Below are 19,153 nucleotides of genomic sequence, written 5' to 3' on the forward strand. Positions count from 1 at the left end.
GTCATGGTCTATATTTGGATCGCGGTTATATTGGGCATCGTGGAAGGCTTGACGGAATTTATTCCGGTTTCCTCTACCGGGCATATGATTTTGACGACCCGGCTTATGGGCATTGCCGAGCAGGAGGAGTTTTTGAAGACGTTCGAAATCGTCATCCAGTTGGGCGCGATTCTCGCGATTACGGTCGTGTACTGGGAGCGGATTCTTGCGATGCTCGGACTGCGAAGCCGGACGGTAGCCCAGGGGCATGTCCGGACGAAGCGGCTCAATCTGATCCACGTGGCGCTTGGCATCGGACCGGCGCTCATCGTCGCTTACTTCGCCCGGGATTACATCAAGAGCCAGTTCGACAATACCGCGACGATTTTGTGGGCCCTTGTGGCCGGAGGCGTATTTATGTGGATTGCGGAATGGTTCGGCTCCCGGCGCAAGCCGGCCGCGGAGACGATGGACGACATTACATACCTGCAGGCGCTGCTGATCGGACTGTACCAGATTCTATCTGTCGTTTTTCCGGGCTTTTCCCGTTCGGGCTCGACGATGTCCGGGGGCATGCTGAGCGGGGTCAGCTATCGGGCGGCTGCCGACTTCTCCTTTTTAATGGCGATTCCCATTATGTTCTTGGCGAGCGGCTACGAGCTGATTGACGGATATCGGATGCTGAGCCTGGATATTATCGGCTTTTTCGCCCTCGGCTTTATCGTCTCCTTTATCGTGGCGTATCTCGTTGTCGTTACCTTTCTGAAGCATATCCAGCGCATCCGGCTGCGCCATTTTGCCATCTACCGCTTCGTGCTTGCCGGGCTGTTCTGGTTCTTCATTTTACGTTAAAAGGGCGATGCCAATGCGGGCGGTCACCTTCCGACAGCTTCTGCCGGCAGCATGCTCCGGGAAGCGACAGAAAACAACTTTCGCCTCTTCGCGCGCGGCGGCATTTTTGCTATGATAGAGTAGCTGCTAGAGTCGTACGAGAAGAGGAAAAGGGATTGCCAAATCAGAAAACAGCAGGGGTTGACCATGTGTGCGTTGGATGCCAATTCAGGCTTGCCGTCCCGGCATGCGGCTAGCGAAAAAAATTTTCAATGAAGAAGGCCTCGTCCTGTTGGGCGAGGCGGTACAGTTGTCCGAAGCATATATCGACCGGCTCGCAAAGATGGGCATCTCTTATGTGTACATTGAGGATAACCGGACGGAAGGCATCGAGGCTCCTTCGCTGTTGAGCGAGAAGACGCGCAGGGAAGCGGCGGTCATGATCCGGCGCCAGTTCAAGCAGATGATGAATGAGTCGACATCACGGAAGCAGCCGCGTCAGTCCTCTTCGCTCGGCAAAGCATTTGGAGGCATACTCGATTCGATTATCGACGAGCTGTCCGGTCACGAAGACGCGATGATCATGCTGACCGATATGCAGGCGACCGATCACTACCTGTTCCAGCACTCGTTAAATGTTTGCATTTACACGACGCTGCTTGGCATCCATCACGGATACGGGAAGGAGGAGCAGCGGGTATTGAGCATGGGCGCGCTGCTTCATGACATCGGAAAGACGCAGATTGATCTGAATATTTTGAACAAGCCCGGCAAGCTGACGGATGAGGAATTCGCCCAGATGAAGCGGCATGCCGAGCTTGGCTACCTCATCCTGAAGGAGGAGCCGAATATTCCGCTGCTGTCCGCTCATTGCGCGTTCCAGCATCATGAGCGTCTGAACGGAAGCGGGTACCCGCGCGGAATTCGCTCCGATGAAATTCATGAGTATGCGAAATGGGTCGCGATTGCCGACTCCTATGATGCGATGACGTCGCATCGGGTGTATAAGGAAGCTACCCTGCCCCACGTCGCGTTGGAATTGCTGTACACGGGGGCAGATACGCTCTATGATGCATCGATGCTCGCCGTGTTCCGCGATCGGCTTGCCGTCTATCCCATCGGAATGTCCGTCCGCCTGAGCACCGGGGAGACCGGCGTCGTCGCCCGCATACATTCGGAATACCCTCAGCGTCCGATTGTGCGAATCTTGACCGGACCCGAGGGAGAAGAGCTCGCCGTGCCGTACGAGGTCGATCTGGCCCGGTCGCTGAATGTGACGATCGTCAGCTCGCACGTCCAAAATTGACCCTGTCACTCGGGAAGCTTACAATGAAGCTATAATAAGAGTGGTTAGGGGGCGACAACGTGCGGGAAACGGACAGCCGAGGCTTTTTTTGGGCATGGGGACAATGGATATACCGTCGACGACACGCTGTGTGGATCGGTTGGACGGTTTTCTTTTTGGCCATGTCTCTGTTGGCCCTGCAGGTTCCTTCGATGCTTAAGGATAACGGGTTTACGCCGACCGGCAGCGAATCGGAGCAGGGGTTGTCCGTTCTTCGCAGCGAGGTCGGGCTCTCTTCGACGACCATGGATATCGTCTACGAGAGCCGGGATGGCTCCTCCTTGATGACGGAAGACATATTCAGGCAGATAGAACAACGGTTTTCCGGACTGAAGCAGGAGCCGTACGTCAGTGACGTCCGTATTCGCAAGGAAGGGCGGAAGGATAATGCGCGGCAGGATGTGGTCGCCGTCCATATCATTCTCAATCTGGATACGAACGAAGCGTTGGAGAAATATCCGGAGATCCGCAGCCGGATACCGGATCTTCCGCAGGCGGACACCTATGTGAGCGGAACGACCCCTGTCTATTACGATATGCAGGTTGCAAGCAAGCGGGACATTGTGAAGTCGGAGCTGATTGGCTTGCCGATTGCGCTCGTCGTCCTGCTAGCCGTCTTTGGCACGCTGCTGGCCGGATTGCTGCCGCTCATCGTCGGTGTCGTCAGTGTGACCATCACCCTCGGCCTGCTTTACTTCATCTCGTTCGCGACGGATTCGCTCAGCAACTTTCTCCCGAATGTCGTCACGATGCTCGGGCTTGCCGTCGGGATAGATTATGCGCTGTTCATGGTCAGCCGCTTCCGGGAAGAACTGCGGCAGCAGGGCTCGGTTGAAGCGGCGGTGGCAATGACCGCCCAGAAAGCCGGGCGCTCGATCTTCTTCTCCGGGGTGGCGGTGCTGATCGGGCTGGTGGCGATGGCGTTCATCGATCTGGCTTTGTTCCGTTCCTTGAGTCTGGGCGGCGTGCTCGTCGTTACGATGTCCGTCATCGTAGGCAATTCGCTGCTGCTGGCTCTCCTGGGTGTCTTCGGCGAGCGCATCAACCGCTTTCCGGTCATTCCGGCTTGGGTCCGCATCCGGGACGCGGATGGAGGCAGCGCCTTCTGGCGCCGAATCGCGCATAGCGTCATGAAGCGGCCGATTACGATTGTCATCATCCTGTTCGTCCTGCTGACCGGCCTCGCGCTGCCGATGGCCGGCATGAATATCGGCATTCCGGACGCGGAGATGCTGCCGCCGAAGTATGAGTCGCGTGCCGGCTCCGATCTGCTGAACGAGGCATACGACAAGCGGGAACTGAACCCGATTCTCGTCGCGCTGCGCACGGAGCGGCCCTATACGGACGCCGGGACGATCCGGCAGGCGGAAGCCTGGCAGGCCGAGCTCAGCCGGATAAATGGAGTGAGGCGCGTCGACAGTTACGTAAGCCTGATGAGCGGGCTCCCAGGCCCGGAGGCGAAGGCGGAGGCTTTGAAGGATCCTTCTCTGCGTGCCCAATTGGAGAGCAGCCATCTGGCGAAGGAGCGGCTTATCGTCATGCAAGTCATTCCCGATAGCGATCCGGAAGGGCAGGAAGTGCGCGATCTTGTCCACAGCCTGCGGAATTGGGAGCTCCAGAGCGGAATGGCCGCCAAATATGTAACAGGCGGACCGGCGATGCAGCTCGACATTATCGAGCGAATCACCGGGGCGCTCCCTTATGTCGTCGTCTTCATCTTGATAGTGACCTACTTGGTATTGTTCATCGCCTTCCGCTCGGTTCTGCTTCCCTTGAAGGCGGTGCTGATGAACATTTTGAGTCTCGGATCGAGCCTCGGTATCGTCGTGCTTGTTTTCCAGCACGGATATTTGGCCGATCTGTTCCAGGTCACCTCGACCGGCATGGTGGTGGCGATGCTGCCGGTCATCATATTTTGCGTCGTCTTCGGCATATCGATGGATTATGAAGTCTTCCTGTTGTCGCGGATTGCCGAGGAATACGAGCGTACGGGACATAACGAGCACAGCACGGCCGATGGCCTCATGAAGACCGGCGGAATCATTACGAGCGCCGCCTTCATTCTGATTGTCGTGGTGGGTGCCTTTATTTTCACGGATAATGAAATGATGAAAGCGATCGGCCTCGGGTTGGCCGCTTCGGTTCTGCTTGATGCGACCCTGATTCGCATTTTCCTCGTGCCCTCGCTGATGAAGCTGATGGGGCGGGCCAATTGGTGGGCGCCCAAGCGGTTCCGGCGCAGGGAGAAGAATGCGGCTTAACCGCTATTGGTCGGACGAATGGCCGCCTTCGCCCGGATTATGCGCTCCCGTTGCATGCGTTGGCCTCTGGCCGCGCGGCAGGCGGGGGAGGTTTTTGTTCGCGCACGGTGGAGATGGATATCCAAGACAACAGGTTAATGGAAAAAATAAGGTGGAATGTAGCATGAATCAACTAGAAATGGAACGAGTCAAGGAAAAGCAACAGATCAGCCCCGCGTATGATCCTTGGGATCCCATCCGCTCGCTGCGCGCGTACGGACGTCATGTCCTGACCAGCGTCGAGATGACAGTGGCGCAGATGTGCAACATGCGCTGCGAGCATTGCGCGGTCGGGCACACGCTTGTGATGAGCGAGCCGCCGAAGCTGCCGCTCTCCCTCATGCTCAAGCGGCTGGACGAGGTCGAGCATCTGGAGACGCTCAGCATTACGGGCGGAGAGCCGATGTTCCATCTGAAGACCGTAACCGACTATATCGTTCCGATTTTGAAATACGCCAGCGAACGAGGCATACGGACACAGATCAACTCGAATCTGACCTTCGACATCGGCCGCTACGAACTGGTCGCTCCATATTTGGACGTCATGCACATTTCGTTCAACTATACGTGCATGGAAGATTTCCATGCGGTCGGGTTTACACATACAAGCCATGAGGTCAAGTCCGGGGCCGCATCCCGGTTGTACGAGCGGATGATCGACAACACGAAGCGGCTGAGCGCGGCGGGAATGTATATTTCAGCCGAGTCGATGATCAACTACCGCACCCACACCATGCTGAGCGAGATTCATCAGCTTATCGTCGAAATGGGCTGCCGGCGCCATGAGGTGCATCCGATGTACCCAAGCTCGTTCGCGCAGAATCTTCCGGTGCTGCCGCTCTCCGATCTGAGACAGTCGATACATCGGCTGCTCGATACCCGTCACCGGGACATCTGGATGCTGTTCGGGACGCTTCCTTTCTTCGCATGCAATACGAACGAAGAAGACCAGAAGCTCCTTCAGCGCCTCCGTTCCGAGCCGATGGTCACGCTGCGGAACGATCCGGACGGGCGCAACCGGTTGAATGTCAACCTGTTCAGCGGCGATGTCTTTGTGACCGACTTCGCGGACATCCCGGCCTTCGGCAGCATTTACGAGAGCCGGCTGGACGATATTTTCAATTCCTGGCTGCAGGACCACCCGCTGTCCCGCACGGTCGACTGCCATTGCCCGGCGGCCGCCTGCTGCGGACCGAATCTGCTCGTCGCAGACATGTATTACAAGGGCGTCGACTTCAAGGCGAGAACGGCCCACATGCCAGCCTTGGCAGACTAAACAACAGCTTGGACTTTATTGTTAGGAATAGGCGGATGCCAGTTGGCAATCCGCCTTTTTTCATAAGAGAAAGCATGATGGACCATACATATAAGCATTCTCCCCATCGGTCAGGGAAGTTGGAAGAGTGTTGGCTGCCTTATAGTCAATCTCCCCGTCGGTCAGGAAGCCGGAAGATCTGACCTGCCTTATTGCTAAGCTCCCCGTGGTCAGGAAGCTGGGATGAGCTTGGCCTGTCTTATGGCCATTCTCCCTATCGGTCAGGAAGTTGGAAGAGTTCTGTCTGCCTTACAGCCATTCTCCCCGTCAGTCAGGGAAGGTGGAAGAATTCGGTCTGCCTTATAACCAGTCTCCCTGCCGGTCAGGAGTTGGATGATGTGGTTGCCTTATAATCAATCTCCCCATGAATCAGGAACAGTGCACGGCCATACTAGATAATTGGAACAAGGAGTTACGAGTAGGAGTGTTAAAGCATGAAAACAAAACACATTTTATAAATTTTGGATGATAGAAAGATCCGAAAAGTGACGCTCTGACTGGATGGGATACTGGAGCAAAGAGCTGAAAGGAGAGGGTGGTCCCTGAGGCGAAGGGAGAGTGGTGTAAAGAGCCAGAAGATGGGGCAGCTCCCTGACTGGATGGGATAGTGGCGGAAAGAGCTGTATGGAGAGGGTGGTCCTGACGCGAAGGGAGAGTGGTGTAAAGAACCGGAAAGTGAGGCCGCTCTGACCGGATGGGTTATTGGCGGAAAGATCCAAAAAAGAGAGGCTCACCAAGACGCAATGGGGAAAGTGGTGCAATCGGCGGAAGGGGTGGAGGATGGTCTGCTTGCAACCTGAGATGTAAAGCACGGGGGGGCGGCGGTATATTCCTTAGAACGGATTCTTCCCTCAGGGAAGGGGATAGTCCAATGTGAACAGCACGTGTGCATTCACGGACGATGCATAGTCCAACGAGGCTAGCATGATTCACCGATGGGGCCTCGTTCAATGGGCGGGCCGCGTCTACGTTTGCGGACGATGGCCCAGTCCAATGAGGACGGAGGCTGGTCCATTGGCGGACCGCAGGCGCTCCGTCCGATCGGGGCCGAACGGATGTCAGTTGCTCGGCCGGGGTTCCGTGGCGTCGGGGTTGGGGCCGATATGGTCGGCAATCAGTCGGCCATGGTAGCGGCCGGTCTCGATGAAGACTTCGTTCGCGTTGCGGCCCGATGCGATAACGCCCGCGACGAACAGGCCAGGGACGTTCGTCTCCATCGTCTCCGGATCGTAGACGGGCTTGTCCTGATCGTCCTGCATGCGGACGCCGCTCGATTCCAGCAGCTTGCGATCGGGGCGGAAGCCGGTCAGGGCGAGCACGAAGTCAGTGCTCAGTTCTTCTGCCGAGCCGTCCCCGCGCTCAATGCGAACCCGATCTTGGGCAATATGGACGACGCGAGAGTCGTAGCGAATATGGATTCGTTCCTTGGCGAGCTTGCTCTCCAGAATCGGGCGGACCCATGGCTTGATATTACCGGAGATCTCTGTACCGCGGTACACGATGGTTACCTCGGCGCCCACCCGCTCGCATTCAAGCGCGGCATCGACGGCGGAATTGCTGCCGCCGATGATGACTACCTTCATGCCAGCGTACGGATGCGCCTCCTGGAAATAATGGGTGACATGCGGAAGATCCTCGCCTGGAATGCCCAGGAGGTTCGGATAATCGAAATAACCGGTCGCAATGACGACATGCCGGCTCCGGTAGGTGAGTGCTTCTCCGCTGCGGGTCTCCGTATGCAGCGTGAAGATGCCGTCCTCCTCCTTGGCGATATCCTTGACCTCTTCATAGGAGCGGATGCGGAGCCCATACTGCTCCGACACCCGGCGGTAATAGACGAGCGCTTCGTGACGGTACGGCTTCTCGTTCGGGGTCGCGAACGGGATGCCGCCGATCTCCAGCAGTTCCGGCGTGCTGAAGAACTGGAGATGGGTCGGGTAACGGTAGATGGAATGAACGATGCACTGTTTCTCGATAATGAGCGGATCCCAACCGCTGCGCTGCAATTCAATCGCGGCCGACAGCCCGCAAGGACCGGCGCCTATAATAATCACTTGTTCCAAATCGGTTCGCCTCCGTGTTACATGCTGTACTATGATGTTATCCGATATGAAGCCGTTCCTCAAGTGAACGGGCAGCGGCCGTTACAGAATTTTAAAGAGAAGAATAAGGGGAAACGCTCCAGTTCAGCCGCCGCATATGGTATAGTGGGGTCACTGACCGTTTACTTTATGACGACAAATGGAGGGACTTGCTGTGAGTATGGACACATTGCGCGCAGACCGACTGCCGCGGCCGGAAGCGATGATCTTCGATATGGACGGGACGCTGTTCCGCACCGAATCGCTGTTGATAACGGCATACCATCGCGTATTCGATACATTGCGGAGCGAGAAACTGCACGAGGGGCCGACGCCGCCGGAAGATCTGATGCTCGGGTCGCTTGGCATGCTGCTGGCGGACATCTGGAAGCGGGTTATGCCGGAAGGCAGCCCGGAGGCCCACCGCCGCGCGGACGAGCTTCTGCTGCAATACGAGCTGTCCGGCTTGAACGAAGGCATTGCGGAGCTGTATCCGCAGGTGAAGGAGACCCTGGCCGAGCTGCAGCGCGAGGGCGTGAAGCTGTTCGTTGCAAGCAACGGACTGGAGGAATATATACAGGCGATCGTGAAGACCTTCGGCATGGACGAGTTGTTCACCGGCTTGTACAGCGCGGGGGGAAGAGGCACCGCGACCAAGGTGGAGCTGGTCCGCCTTCTGAAGTCGGAGCATGGCATTGATTCGGCCTGGATGGTCGGCGATCGCTCCTCTGACGTGGAAGCGGGGAAGGAGAACGGGCTGGCCGTCATCGGCTGTCGATATGCCGGCTTTGGTCAGGAGCAGGAGCTCGAGGGTTCAGATGTCATCATCCGCCAATTCGACGAGCTGTTGGACTTATACCGATCGACAGCCTCTTAACCGCGACAGGCGCAGACTCGGAGAGCTGCGCCTGTCGTATGTGATGGACGCCCCTGATTCAAGCGTCCTTTTTCTCTTCCGTCTTGCTCTCTTCTGGCGGCTGCGCCGCGGAATCCGGCAGCTTGATGCCCGCCTTTTTGCGATACAGCCAGGATGCATATTCCAGCGGGCGCACGATTGATTTGCGGTATGTCTCCTTGTCGCCGATGCGGTGGAACACTTCGCGCGCCGGCTTCGGATTGACCTCCAGCAGCCAAATGCGCCCTTTCTGGTCGATCGCGAGATCGAGCGCCAGCTCGCACAGGGCATCATATCGCTTCTCGAGGAAGGCGGCTACCTCAAGGCTTAGGGCTTCGGCTTCCTTGCGGATGTGCTGGATGCGGGTCTTGTCGCCTATCCACTGCGACAACAGATCCTCCATCTGCACTGCCTGGCCTCCCCCGTGGAGATTCGAGGTGATGCTGTTGACCGGCCCGACGCGGCCGGCGCAGCCGGTAACCGACCAGACGCCGGATCCGTTCTTCTGAACGAGCATCCGGTAATCATGAACGCGGCCGCTTGGCAGCTTGAGCGCGATGCCCTGCTGAATGAGATAGCGGTCGTTCGCTTTCCAGGAGCTTAGCCGACCGGCTAGTTGGGAGTAGGTCATTTTCTGCGGCCGGATGACCTGCCGCTGATGATCTCTTCCTTCGACATAGACCACGCCGTCCGAGGAGCGGAGGCGCTGAATGCGAAGAATGCCGCGCCCTCCCGTGCCGTTAATCGGCTTCAGGTAGAGCAGCGGCCGCTCCTTCAGCATGCGCTGCACATCCTGAATTCCCGAATACAGTCTTGTGTCGGGAAGATACTTCTTAAGGGATGGGACTGTGGAGAGCACCTGGTAGATCGTCCATTTATTGCGGAGCGGACGGTTCAGATAAAGCAGCTTCGGGTATTTGCTGCGGAACCGTTTCAACTGCTCGAATCGGTAGCTTTTCTGAATGCGGCACCGATCGAAGATCATGGTCGGGAAGCGGGTCCATTTGCGAGTCCAGCGCTTGCTCTCCGGGTGGTACCACATGCCGTTAATGCGCTTGTGCTGCTCATCGACATCCTGCGGGGTGAACACGAAGACGGTCAACCCCAGCTTTTTCCCGGCCACAATCATCTTCTGATAGATATGCCGTTCTTCCAATTGCTTTTGCTCATTCAAATAAAGCGTCAAAATGCCAAGAACGGGTTCATCCAAGCGTCTTCACCTTCTTTGACGTTATCCGCTGGTTCGGGATAAATAAGCCGAATACTGGAAAATACGTTCCAGCGAGCGTCTCCGGATATGGGGCTCATCGAATTTCATCGGCTTCGCATTGGCTTCGAAGAACCAGATGCTGCCGTTCGTATCCACGCCCAAATCCATCGACATCTCGCCTAGCATATGCCCGGAGCCGCGTTCGATCTGCCGGGCGATGATGATGGCCGCGTTTTTGGTGCGGGCCATCGTTCTCCTCGCTTGTTCGACGCCGAAATTCGCGCTCAACAGCTTCTCGGGATCCTCGATGCTTCCCCCGCGGGGAACATGGGTCGTTATGCTCGAAGAGCCGGCGACACGGGCGCCGACACCGGTAATATCCCATTGGCCTTTGCTGTTCTTCTGCACCAGCACCCGCAAATCAAACGGCCGCCGGTTCACCGTAGCCAGCGTTATCCCTTGTTGAACGATATAATCATGGGTACCGGCCTGCTTGCGTATCCGGGCCCACAGCTTCGATATCGTGGCGCATTTGAACAGGGCGCTCCGCCTTTTGTCCTGGGTCTTCAACCTGAACTTCATCGCTTTCGTATGGTTGACGCGCAGCGTCATAATGCCCATGCCCGCTTTTCCCGTCTCCGGCTTCAGGAACAGATAGGGATGTTTGTTCAGCATTTTGGCCAGGGCGACTGCGGTGCGCAGCCTGCGCGTGACAGGAATGAAGGGCCGGGTGGCCCTCGATTTTTTCAACCATTCGAACAATTGCCATTTGTTGAAAAAATAAGGATTGTACAGGCGAATGCTCGGATGGGCCAGAATCTCCTCGATCTTGCGGCGGACGGCAGGCAGATTCTCATCCTCCCGCAGCGGTATGCGGTTGTAGACGATGCGGGGAGGCGGGAACCATTCCTGCTCCCAAGCCTTCTTATCTTCGTTGTAATCATAGCCCGCGATTCGATTGGCGCCGAGCATCAAATCCCTCGCGGTCACGATATATACAGTAAAACCGAGATCCTTGCCCGTCCGCAAAATATCCAGGAAGTTGTCGCGATTGCCGCGGAATTTTTCCTTGGCGTCTTCGATCGTCAGAATGGCGACGACCGGCAGCTGATCTTGCTTTGTGCCACTCACATCGGATCCCTCCTGCGGAATTTGCTAAGGAACAGACAGTGATCCAAAATATGTTCAATGGATGCTTGACCTTCTATGCGCAAGGATGGATGCTTGAATATCGAGCGCCCGGGCTTGGCATTGGCCTCGAACATCCATACATGCTCATCCCGGTCGATGCCGAGGTCGAAGCCGAGCTCGCCGAGCAAATGAGGATAATTCCGTTCAATGGCCAAGGCCAGATCGATGGCTACCTTTTTCATATTGGCAAGCACTTCGTCGGCTCTGTCTCCAAACATCCGCTGGAGAGCCTGCTCCGGCGTCATCAACTGGCCGCCATTTTTTACGTGGGTGGTAACGCTGCCTTTTCCCGCTTTCTTGGCGCCGATTCCGACAACGGTCCAGTCATTCTCCCCGTTCTTGTGCATATGGAAGCGGAAGTCGATCGGACAGCCATCGATCTCGATAAGCCGAACGCCCTGCTGCACGACATAGTTGCGCAGCGAACGGCCGTGCCTTCCTTGCAGCATGCGGATGAGGCTGGAGAAATTCTTGAAGCGGAGCAGCGTGTTTTTGCCGTTGACCGTGTAGCGTGCGAAATAGCCTTTCTTCGGCAGGTATGTCAGCCGGTAGATGCCGATGCCGAGGCTTCCCGAAGTCGGCTTGTAGTAGACGAAGTGATGGCGGGCCAGCATGTCGCGAATCGTGTCCGGCGTCGGATTCATGACCGATTCAGGCACATGGAGGTTCGCCTCAAAATCGTTTTCCAGCAGCTCGTAGATTTCGGATTTTTTGAAGAAGCTCCAATTGAAGAAAGGGATATTCCGGCGCACGAACCGTTCCCGCAGCATCTGGATCGAGGACGTCGTCTCTGCCCGCCGGCTCGGCAGCCGGTTATATACGACATCCGGCAGCGGAACGGTGCGCCTGATCCAACTGCCGGATTCCGACAGGAAGTAGGCGTGGACGGTCTCGTTGTGCCAATTGATGTCGCGCGGAGCGAAGGCAAAGACGAAGGCTTTCTTATTGCCGGCTCGCAAAATCTGTTTAATGAACGAGGTTCGGCTGCCGAACGGATGCGACTGCGTGCGCAGCGAGGAATCCGATAAGACGCCGATCAGCGGCCCTAATTGCAGATCGCCCTCCTGATCGTTGCGCAGATAGACCATACCGGATTTCGGCACCCGGACGAAGGAACGAAGGCCGGCCGGAATGATGACATGGTTGCCTGGACGCCTAACCGGCTTCACCGTAGCGGGGATTGTCGCCTTGCCCAATCGAAGCCGCACTGATTTTTTGCCGGTTAGCTTCAATTGCTTCATTAAGGTGTTGGAGAGATACACTGTTTTCTCGGATTTAGGTGTTAAGTGGACGTTGCATACCGTCAAACTCATGGACTTACCCTCCTAAGATGTCGACCCAATACATAGCGCGCATACAAGATGGGATTTTCCACGGATTTCACGGCGGCTTCCCGCTCGCCTGTCTGACGGAAGACCGTCCTGCCCGGCTTCGAATTGACCTCCAGCAGCCACATGCGGGCTTCCCGATCAATGCCGTAATCCAGACCGACCTCCATCAGACGCCCGTGTCGTGCTTCAAGTAGAGGGGGAATGCGCTCGCTATAGGCTTGCAGCTGCTCCATGAGCTGCTCGGCACGCTCCGGGTCGTATTCGCGCTTCAAAAATGGAAGGACAGACACGGCCCGCCCGCCTCCATGGAGATTGGAAGTAACGCTGTCAGGGGTGCCGATGCGTGCGGCCATGCCGGTCATCGCCCAGCGGCCCCGGTCATTTTTTTGCATCAGCACACGAATGTCGAATGGCTCGCCCGCCTCCGTCTGCAAAGACAAGCAAGGCTGCATGACAAAGGTTCGTCTGCCGATAAAACTGGCAATCCAGTCGTATCCATCCTCGGTATATTCAAATTGCATCGTTAGCGGGCGGTTGCGTTGATCGCGTCCCGTGATGTTCAGCAAGGGGGCATGGCTTCCGTCTTCTCGCTGTGCCGTCCGGCGATACTGGACCCGGAACGCAGACTTCCCTTTGGAGCCGGCATGGGGCTTCAAGAACAGGCTTCCGCCGTAGCGGGACAGCGCGGCAGCAACGCTGCGCTTGCCCTTGTAGAGATGAGTGGGCGGCAGAATCGCGCTCAGGCCGGATTCGGCGGATAAGGCGCGGTAAATGTCCCATTTGCCCCGCAATCCTACCCCCAACTGGGCGGTTCGTCTGCTCCGCAGCAGCTTGGCGAGGGTGGCTGATGTTCTGGCGCTGGCGCTTCCGCCGGAGAATACGCACCGGTTGTACACAAGGGGAGGCAATGCGGCGGTGCAGGGCTCCCATCGGTGGCCGACATAGACATAACCGTTCACCGTGCCGGAAGCAAGGTCGGCCCATGCGGGCGAGAATACGATGACCCGGACGCCGTGTTTGCGTCCGGCCTGACACAGCCTGCGGCAATATTCAGGCTCGGTGAAGGGAGGCGTTCCGGACGACTCGTTCTGCAGAACGCCGATAACGGGCTCCTCGGTTCGGTTCTTCATCATTGACCTGCCACCTCCTCAAAATCCGGACAAATACCGGGCGTATTCCACTGTTTTGCGGACGGAGGGACGGACTCGGTTCACGTTCAATGGAGTATTGTCATTTTTGGAAGGCTTGGAGTTGACTTCAAGCAGCCACACTTTGCCTGACGTATCCACAGCCAGGTCGATTCCCAATTCACCGAAGTGAGCGGGAATATGCGTATCGATGCCGCGCGCGATATCGAGCGCCGCCCGCTGCAGCTTGCCCACGATGTCGCTCTTCGCTCCGGCCGGCAGATTGGAGCGGCCGACTGCTTCCTTGACGGTGCTGAGCGTTCCGCCGCGCGCCACATTCGACACGAAATGCTGCGTGCTCGCGGTTCGGGCGACGATGGACGTGATGCTCCAGCGGCCGTGAATGTTCTTCTGAACGAGCGCGCGGAAATCGATCGGGCGCTTGGCATAATCGATCAGGTTCAAGCCTTGCTGAATCTGATAGCGGTTCGTCTTCAGCTTCCCGGACAGGGTAGAGAACAGCTTCGTTAAGCTGCTGAAGTTCTGGCGCTTGGTGCCGCTAATATTCGAATAGAGGGCTTGAAATCCGTTATCCGAGGTACGGTTGATGCAGATGATGCCTTTGCCGAGGCTTCCCCGGGCCGGCTTCAGGAAGAGGGTCTGATAGCGTCCGCTCATCGTCTTGAGGGTAGAATAGCTGCGCAGCAGATGCGATTCCGGCAAGTAGCGGGTCAACTCCGAACTGGCCTTCAACGCGTCGAACACCTCGGTCTTATCCAGAAACTTTTCATTGAATACATGGGACTGGTAACACGATTTTACTTCTTTCATGAAATGCTGTACGCTAGGTTTGTTCTCCAGAGATCGTGACGTTAAGCGATTGTTCACGACATCCGGGATCGGCATGCTGCTAAGCTGCCAGCTTCCTTTGGTATAAACCCATGCCTGTATCCGTTGAGTGTCCTTCACGTGTTCCGGCGTGAAGAAGCAGGCAACGGCTCCTTGGGAATGGCAGGCTTCGACCATCTCCCGGCAGAAGGCGGTAATCGTGCCGAACGGCCGATCCGGAACGGCAGGATAATCCCGGCTGATCAGGACGCCGATGAGCGGTCCGATTCTCAACGTCTGTTGGGCATACGTTAGCCGCAGAGGAGCGCCGTTCGACAGCCCCATATTGCGGGCAAGCGCGTGACTGATCCGGAGCCCGTCAGATTTGGGAACGGAGGTTACGGTCACGCTCTGTCTGAAGGAACCGAAGCGGATCGTAATCGGGTGGTTTACGGGAATCTTCCATTTCTTGACATAGCTTTCGCCCAACATGATCATGTCTTCCCGCAAGATGCCGGCGCTCACAACGTGGAGCCTCACTTTTGATTTCAACATGTTGGTTCTCCTTCCAACGACGACTTGCATGATGAATCACGGTATGCACCGGGCTAGAGTCGATACAAATACAGGTGAACCGCATACGTAATTTCATCATATGAGGACATATTTCCCTTGGTGATTGACCTACATCAGGAAAGGAGGCATTCGGCGTGCCCAATTGGTTATTTATTCTATTTAGCGTGATTGTGGCCGCTTTCGTCGGCGGCATTACGAATCATTTTGCGATCAAGATGCTGTTCCATCCGCGGCAGCCGATTCATCTGTTCGGGCGGAGAGTTCCGTTCACGCCCGGTCTCATTCCGAAGCGGAAGTCGGATATTGCGGCTTCGCTGGGGGAAGTCGTATCGGAATATTTGGTGACCAGCGACGGGCTGAGGGCGATGCTGCGCCAGCCGGAGGTGCGGGAGCGGGCGGCGGCCGGCTTGGCGGGCTTTGTCGACCGGCTGCTGGCAGACGAGCGCACGCTGCGCGAATGGGCGGCGCTCGTCTTCCCGGGCCGGAGCTGGACCGAGCTGTGCGAGGCGTGGGGGGAGCGGCTCGACAAGCTGACCGAGTCGGGCATCCGGCGCGGCTTGGCGGGCAGCGGCTGGGACGAGCGTCCGCTGTCCGAGTTCCTGCCGGAAGGGCAGGAGGAGAGCCTGAACCGGCTGGCTGGCAAGGCCGCTTCCGCCATCCTGCTGTCGATCGAACGGGAGCTGCTATCGTCCAGCGGGCAGCGCATGCTGCTCCGGATGGCGAAGGAGTTCGTCGACCGGTCGAAGGGCTTCATGGGCGTGATGGCGGCCATCTTCGTCGATGAAGACAAGCTGGTGACGAAGATCACGCCCCTGCTGGCGGAACAGCTCCGCTCCGACAAGGTTCATGAGACCGTGACCCGGATGCTGGAGCGGAAGCTGGAGGAGTGGCTGAGCCAGCCGCCGGCCGAGCTGGTGCGCGCCTGGTCGGGCGACGGCTCCGAGCCTGCCGCCCTGATTACCGGCCTGGCCAAGTCATGGCTGCAGTGGAGCCGCCGCCTGGAGCGGTGGGGAGACGCGCGGCCGAGCCGCTGGCTGGGGGAGAGCAAGGAGGCGTGGCAGCCTTATGTGCCGCGGCTCGTCGATTACGCGATCGGGCTGCTGGATCGCAATCTGGACAAGGTGATGCGCGCCGCCCGTCTGGAGGATGTGGTCCGTTCGCAGGTGGAGCAATTCCCGATCGAGCGGCTGGAGACGATTATTTTGAGCGTATCGGGGAAGGAGTTCCGCGCCATCACATGGCTCGGGGCGCTGCTTGGGGGGATAATCGGCTTGATCCAGTCGTTGATTCTGCTCGCGATCGGTTCATAGCGCCCGCGACAGCGGCAGCTCCCGTATGGTATGCTGACTAACGAGGAAGAACGGAAAGGATGAGAACTGATGAGTGTATACGATCAAGCCCATGAACTGGCACGCGCCTTGCAGCAATCGGACGAGGCGATGGCCGTCGAGACGGCGATGAAGGCGATTGAGGCCGATGCGGAGAGCAAGCGGATGCTGGATGATTTCCGCCTGCGCCAGATGGAGATGCAGCAGAAGATGATGACCGGCGAGATGCCGGAGCAATCGGAGCTTGACAAAATGGAGAAGCTGTATGAAGTCATCAGCATGAATACGGAGATCGCGAAGCTGTTCGAAGCCGAACGGCGGCTCGCGGTCGTCATTCAGGATGTGAACAAGATCGTGTCGGATGCGCTCGGCCATCTGTATGGCTGATCCGGCCGCGCCAAGCGCGAGGCCGGCGCGGCAGACAGGGCTGAACTTGCTGCGGCCTGAACGAATCTGGCATGTTATCTATTGATGCGGCATACGCTCTACTATAGCCAAGCTATAGGAGAACAGTACGATGGCGCCCCTGGCTGTCATCGTTGACGATGAAGGAGCGATTGCCATGATGAACCGAATGTCTTATTTCCGTTCTTCGAAGCGTAAGATATGGAAGCATGTCCTGTCGATAGGAGCTGCCCTTGTCATGCTTGTCATTGTACTGCCGACGCTGTCTTTCAAGGCGGGCTGGACGCCGTCCTTCTGGTTCGGCATCGTCTGGTGCGCGTTCGCGCTGCTGATCATTGCCGCCCACCTGCACCGCCTCCTGGGCGTGGATGAAGAGACCGAACGGGAACTCGAGCGCATCAAACAGGAGAAGATGCGGCGTTGGGAGGAGCGGATGAGCCGCAAGATCGTGCGGATGAAGTGAATATGGAGAAAAGGGGCAGCCCGGTCTTGGCATGGACCGCAGGCTGCCCCATTTTCCTGTCTGTACGGTTGTCTTATTTGCCGCGAATCGCCGTCTCCAGCGCGACTTCGATCATGTCGTTGAACGTCGTCTGGCGCTCTTGGGCCGTCGTCTGCTCTCCGGTCAGAATATGATCGCTGACCGTGAACATCGCCAAGGCGTCAATGCCGTATTTGGCCGCTAAAATATAAAGCGCCGCCGTCTCCATTTCTACGGCGAGAACCCCGTATTTGCCCATCTTTGTCTGCATTTCTACATTGTCGGCATAGAAATGATCCGAAGAGAAGATGTTCCCCACCCGGAGATGAAGCCCTTTTTCCTGGCCGATCTCATAGGCGCTGCGAAGCAGATCGAATGTCGCAATCGGGGCGAATTCGGCATCCGGGAAGTAATGCTTGTTGATGGAAGAGTCGGTGCATACCGCTTGCGCCAGCAGCACGTCGCGCAGCTTCACGTCTTCTTGAATCGCGCCGCATGTTCCGATGCGGATGATGGTTTTGCAGCCGTAATCTTTAATCAGTTCCGTCGCATATATGGAGAAGGAAGGAATCCCCATGCCGGAGCCTTGAATCGATACTTTATGTCCTTTATAGGTTCCCGTGTATCCGAGCATGCCGCGTACCTGGTTGTAGCAAACGGCGTTCTCAAGGAACGTTTCGGCGATATATTTCGCGCGAAGCGGATCGCCAGGCATCAAGGCGACGGGCGCAATGTCTCCAACTTGTGCTTCCAAATGAATACTCATGCTGAATCCCTCCAATGTCCTTCACAAATTAATTTGGAACCGTTATATTAATATGAAAACGGTTACTTGTCTTTATACGATACCATGAACGCGGATTCAAAAACCGTGAAGGCGGGCCCTCATATTCTGTGAACAATTTCACCAAATTATTGACGGGTTGGTAACTGAATGCGCCTTCTTCGCCAATTATAATCAAGATATGACAAACGGCCCCCGACCTTATCGTCGGCAGCCGCCATCAGATCAATACTCGCATGGCGCATTTTCTGCACCATGGATTTTTACGGTTGGGAAATATCTTGCGAGCGCCATTTGCGGTAGGCGGGCGAATCGTCCATGTCATCGCACATCGATTGCAGCTTTTCCAAATCGGTAATATAAATGTACTTCTGACTCATCATCAGCACGCCTTCCTCCTGCAGTTCGCGCATGACCTTCGAGATCGATTCCCGGGTCACGCCAATCATGTTGGCCAAGAGGTGATGCGTTACTTTACAATCGATCTTGTAAGCGGATTCAGCAGGCTTGCCCAGGTTGTAGTACAGGTCCAGGAGCAAGTTCGCCAGCTTCAGCCGCACGTCAAGATACGAGAGGTAGCGGACTTTGTTGTTCATATTGCTCAAATGATCGAGCAGCCGGTTATAGGCTCGCTTCAGCACCGACGGGTGTCTGTCCATGAGCGCAATGAAATCGGAACGGCTCAAGATCCAGAAATGGGAGGTTTCCATCGTTTCTACGGTAGCGACGCGCCGAGGGTAGGTGGCGATCGTCTCCATTTCGCCGATGATATCGCCGGGGAACTGGAAGTTCAAAATAATTTCCTTATCGTGATAAAGGCGATATACTTTTACTAGTCCCTCACGCAGAATATATATATCGGAACTATCATCATCCTCATGGATGAGAACCTGGTTCTTTTTATAGGTTCGCGTTTTCAGCAAGGGAAGAATACGGTCGCAATCCTCCTGCGATAAATCCTGTAACAAAAAAACGTGCTGCAAACTGCTGAGCATGGATTCTCCTTTCTCGGCAGGAATATGGATATATTTCCTGTCCAAAAACCATAATTACAATGATACATCTATATATTACATGACATTCGCCGGAGAACCAAGTGCCGGCGGCAGTGTCCGATTAGACAACTTGGATAACAGAAGAGGAGTG

Annotated in this window: 16 protein-coding genes; 8 read left to right on the forward strand and 8 right to left on the reverse strand. The window is 56.5% G+C overall.

The window, feature by feature from the left end:
• Positions 1-3 precede the first annotated feature (3 nt).
• The 4 genes from ABD76_RS10500 to yfkAB all read left to right on the forward strand — a co-directional run bounded on the left by ABD76_RS10500 (position 4) and on the right by yfkAB (position 5,731).
• Positions 4-831, forward strand: coding sequence for an undecaprenyl-diphosphate phosphatase (locus tag ABD76_RS10500; protein ID WP_197256666.1), 828 nt, complete (start codon positions 4-6; stop codon positions 829-831).
• Positions 832-1,030: 199 nt separating this feature from the next.
• On the forward strand, positions 1,031-2,116 hold the full coding sequence (locus ABD76_RS10505; RefSeq protein WP_197256714.1) for an HD-GYP domain-containing protein: 1,086 nt from the start codon (positions 1,031-1,033) through the stop codon (positions 2,114-2,116).
• A 191-nt stretch (positions 2,117-2,307) separates the two neighbouring features.
• Entirely contained in the window at positions 2,308-4,416 is a 2,109-nt protein-coding gene (locus ABD76_RS10510; protein ID WP_206765604.1) for an MMPL family transporter, read from the forward strand.
• A 163-nt stretch (positions 4,417-4,579) separates the two neighbouring features.
• The gene (yfkAB, locus tag ABD76_RS10515) at positions 4,580-5,731 is read left to right on the forward strand and encodes a radical SAM/CxCxxxxC motif protein YfkAB (protein ID WP_197256670.1); all 1,152 of its coding nucleotides are present in this window, start codon (positions 4,580-4,582) and stop codon (positions 5,729-5,731) included.
• 1,097 nt (positions 5,732-6,828) lie between these two features.
• On the opposite strand, the gene ABD76_RS10520 is transcribed toward yfkAB, so the two are convergent.
• Entirely contained in the window at positions 6,829-7,833 is a 1,005-nt protein-coding gene (locus ABD76_RS10520; protein WP_197256672.1) for a YpdA family putative bacillithiol disulfide reductase, read from the reverse strand.
• Between the two features lie 199 nt (positions 7,834-8,032).
• Between ABD76_RS10520 and ABD76_RS10525 the strand changes: the two genes are divergently transcribed.
• Positions 8,033-8,728, forward strand: coding sequence for an HAD family hydrolase (locus ABD76_RS10525; protein ID WP_197256716.1), 696 nt, complete (start codon positions 8,033-8,035; stop codon positions 8,726-8,728).
• A gap of 58 nt (positions 8,729-8,786) precedes the next feature.
• On the opposite strand, the gene ABD76_RS10530 is transcribed toward ABD76_RS10525, so the two are convergent.
• From ABD76_RS10530 to ABD76_RS10550, 5 genes are read right to left on the reverse strand one after another with little or no spacing between them, the layout of a single operon-like run.
• A complete protein-coding gene (locus tag ABD76_RS10530; protein ID WP_197256674.1) occupies positions 8,787-9,956 on the reverse strand; it encodes a YheC/YheD family endospore coat-associated protein in 1,170 nt (389 codons plus the stop codon).
• Between the two features lie 21 nt (positions 9,957-9,977).
• Positions 9,978-11,087, reverse strand: a complete 1,110-nt coding sequence (locus ABD76_RS10535) for a YheC/YheD family protein (RefSeq protein ID WP_197256676.1) — start codon at positions 11,085-11,087, stop codon at positions 9,978-9,980.
• Positions 11,084-12,460, reverse strand: coding sequence for a YheC/YheD family endospore coat-associated protein (locus ABD76_RS10540; protein ID WP_197256678.1), 1,377 nt, complete (start codon positions 12,458-12,460; stop codon positions 11,084-11,086). Before ABD76_RS10540 ends, ABD76_RS10535 begins: the two co-directional genes overlap by 4 nt.
• A complete protein-coding gene (locus ABD76_RS10545) occupies positions 12,457-13,611 on the reverse strand; it encodes a YheC/YheD family endospore coat-associated protein (RefSeq protein WP_197256680.1) in 1,155 nt (384 codons plus the stop codon). The genes ABD76_RS10540 and ABD76_RS10545 overlap by 4 nt, the downstream gene beginning before the upstream one ends.
• 15 nt (positions 13,612-13,626) lie before the next feature.
• Positions 13,627-14,988: a YheC/YheD family endospore coat-associated protein gene (locus tag ABD76_RS10550; RefSeq protein WP_197256682.1), complete on the reverse strand. Its 1,362-nt coding sequence runs from the start codon at positions 14,986-14,988 to the stop codon at positions 13,627-13,629.
• A 155-nt stretch (positions 14,989-15,143) separates the two neighbouring features.
• Between ABD76_RS10550 and ABD76_RS10555 the strand changes: the two genes are divergently transcribed.
• The 3 genes from ABD76_RS10555 to ABD76_RS29470 all read left to right on the forward strand — a co-directional run bounded on the left by ABD76_RS10555 (position 15,144) and on the right by ABD76_RS29470 (position 17,205).
• On the forward strand, positions 15,144-16,319 hold the full coding sequence (locus ABD76_RS10555; RefSeq protein ID WP_197256684.1) for a DUF445 family protein: 1,176 nt from the start codon (positions 15,144-15,146) through the stop codon (positions 16,317-16,319).
• 69 nt (positions 16,320-16,388) lie between these two features.
• On the forward strand, positions 16,389-16,724 hold the full coding sequence (locus ABD76_RS10560) for a YlbF/YmcA family competence regulator (protein ID WP_197256685.1): 336 nt from the start codon (positions 16,389-16,391) through the stop codon (positions 16,722-16,724).
• A 130-nt stretch (positions 16,725-16,854) separates the two neighbouring features.
• Complete coding sequence (locus ABD76_RS29470) at positions 16,855-17,205, forward strand: prominin family protein (RefSeq protein WP_242069506.1); 351 nt, start codon at positions 16,855-16,857, stop codon at positions 17,203-17,205.
• 73 nt (positions 17,206-17,278) lie between these two features.
• On the opposite strand, the gene deoD is transcribed toward ABD76_RS29470, so the two are convergent.
• Together deoD and ABD76_RS10575 are read right to left on the reverse strand one after the other, a co-directional pair.
• Complete coding sequence (gene deoD, locus ABD76_RS10570; RefSeq protein ID WP_197256687.1) at positions 17,279-17,989, reverse strand: purine-nucleoside phosphorylase; 711 nt, start codon at positions 17,987-17,989, stop codon at positions 17,279-17,281.
• A gap of 281 nt (positions 17,990-18,270) precedes the next feature.
• Complete coding sequence (locus ABD76_RS10575; protein ID WP_197256688.1) at positions 18,271-19,002, reverse strand: Crp/Fnr family transcriptional regulator; 732 nt, start codon at positions 19,000-19,002, stop codon at positions 18,271-18,273.
• Positions 19,003-19,153: the final 151 nt, after the last annotated feature.

It is taken from the genome of Paenibacillus dendritiformis, from assembly GCF_015845845.1.
Classification (GTDB): domain Bacteria; phylum Bacillota; class Bacilli; order Paenibacillales; family Paenibacillaceae; genus Paenibacillus_B; species Paenibacillus_B dendritiformis_C.

Coding starts and splice junctions, on each gene's coding strand:
- ABD76_RS10500 (WP_197256666.1), top strand. CDS start 4: ATGGTCTATATTTGGATCGCGGTTATATTGGGCATCGTGGAAGGCTTG.
- ABD76_RS10505 (WP_197256714.1), top strand. CDS start 1,031: ATGCCAATTCAGGCTTGCCGTCCCGGCATGCGGCTAGCGAAAAAAATT.
- ABD76_RS10510 (WP_206765604.1), top strand. CDS start 2,308: ATGCTTAAGGATAACGGGTTTACGCCGACCGGCAGCGAATCGGAGCAG.
- yfkAB (WP_197256670.1), top strand. CDS start 4,580: ATGAATCAACTAGAAATGGAACGAGTCAAGGAAAAGCAACAGATCAGC.
- ABD76_RS10525 (WP_197256716.1), top strand. CDS start 8,033: ATGGACACATTGCGCGCAGACCGACTGCCGCGGCCGGAAGCGATGATC.
- ABD76_RS10540 (WP_197256678.1), bottom strand. CDS start 12,460: ATGAGTTTGACGGTATGCAACGTCCACTTAACACCTAAATCCGAGAAA.
- ABD76_RS10545 (WP_197256680.1), bottom strand. CDS start 13,611: ATGATGAAGAACCGAACCGAGGAGCCCGTTATCGGCGTTCTGCAGAAC.
- ABD76_RS10550 (WP_197256682.1), bottom strand. CDS start 14,988: ATGTTGAAATCAAAAGTGAGGCTCCACGTTGTGAGCGCCGGCATCTTG.
- ABD76_RS10560 (WP_197256685.1), top strand. CDS start 16,389: ATGAGTGTATACGATCAAGCCCATGAACTGGCACGCGCCTTGCAGCAA.
- ABD76_RS29470 (WP_242069506.1), top strand. CDS start 16,855: ATGGCGCCCCTGGCTGTCATCGTTGACGATGAAGGAGCGATTGCCATG.
- deoD (WP_197256687.1), bottom strand. CDS start 17,989: ATGAGTATTCATTTGGAAGCACAAGTTGGAGACATTGCGCCCGTCGCC.
- ABD76_RS10575 (WP_197256688.1), bottom strand. CDS start 19,002: ATGCTCAGCAGTTTGCAGCACGTTTTTTTGTTACAGGATTTATCGCAG.